Source organism: Hyella patelloides LEGE 07179, assembly GCF_900659865.1.
Lineage (GTDB): Bacteria > Cyanobacteriota > Cyanobacteriia > Cyanobacteriales > Xenococcaceae > Hyella > Hyella patelloides.
Window position 1 is genome coordinate 1 of record NZ_LR214435.1, and the last position, 1,147, is coordinate 1,147.

General features: G+C 39.7%; 2 protein-coding genes. One reads left to right on the forward strand and one right to left on the reverse strand.

Annotated features, from left to right (window positions below):
* Positions 1–213 (forward strand): hypothetical protein (locus H1P_RS38015; RefSeq protein ID WP_222427423.1); only part of this gene is annotated, 213 nt, incomplete at its 5' end.
* Between the two features lie 282 nt (positions 214–495).
* On the opposite strand, the gene H1P_RS35535 is transcribed toward H1P_RS38015, so the two are convergent.
* The gene (locus H1P_RS35535) at positions 496–732 is read right to left on the reverse strand and encodes a helix-turn-helix domain-containing protein (RefSeq protein ID WP_246142086.1); all 237 of its coding nucleotides are present in this window, start codon (positions 730–732) and stop codon (positions 496–498) included.
* Positions 733–1,147: the final 415 nt, after the last annotated feature.

A 1,147-nucleotide genomic window follows, 5' to 3' on the forward strand; every position in this document is an offset into this window, starting at 1 on the left:
TGTGATGCTGACTGGAACTCAAACCACAGACTGTTGTTTTACCGCAGGGACTTAACACCAGGGTCAAACATAGATGCGGTATGCTTTTTGGCAAATAGCGATCGCCTTTTTTGTGAGAAAAGCGGGATTACCCTGCTCTCCTTTTTATTTGTTTGTAGTCAGTCAAAGAGACTAGAAAGAAAGATTGCTTCGTGGAGACTGACTCGCTCTTGATTCATGCACTCTTGAAGTTGAAAAGGAATCGATATTCGGTTTTGGGCGTGCGGTGAAATGAAAAGTGAAAGAATGTGTAATCAACCAATGGATTTTGTTTCAAGTCTGAGGCTGGTTGTGTCCTCAGCTATATGAATATATTAGTCGAAACGGCTAATAATTGTCAAGCGTTTCAACTAATATATTAGTCATTTTGATTAATAAAAAACTCTCAAATCATTTGAGAGTAAGAGTCAATAAATATTTGAAGGATACTTAAGATGAGATAGAAATTATGGGGATTCAACTGGCTTGGTTGATTTCTGGGACTTGCGGAATATATCGCATTAAATCTCCAGGCTGACATTTCAAGACTTTGCAGTATTTTTCGAGAGTTTCACTATCCAAGCGAGAAGGCATGGTTTTCATATTTTTGTGTTTGCTCACCGTAACTTTGTGCAGTCCCGCTTTTTCTGCTAATTCTTTATAGTCCATTTCTCGGTCAGCCATTAATACTGCCAGTCTCCACTTGATTGTCATAGCTTTGTTACGAGTTTTAAGCATATTCCACTTTACCTCTATCAAGAACTAGCATTTTAGGGTTAAAGGCTAACCAGTTAGCGTTAATCAATAATATGTTAACTGTAATCCTTTACTATATTAGTCGAATCAATTAATATGATAGTTGAAAAGACAAATTTTTTGGTGAGGGCTAAAAAGCTCTGTTGTCATTTACTCAGAGAAAAAAACGAGCTATGTCAAACCTATCAATTTTTACGTTTGAAACTCAGCAAGTAAGATTTGTGGGAACGGAAGAAAAACCAGAATGGCAATACCGACGCAGCCGTCGAATCCATCACGGTCACGTCAGCGCCGGCACAATCGAATCTAGTGCCGAGCGCCGAGACCATCGAGGCGCATATGCGCTTCCTTGCCGATGATGCGCTGGAAGGCC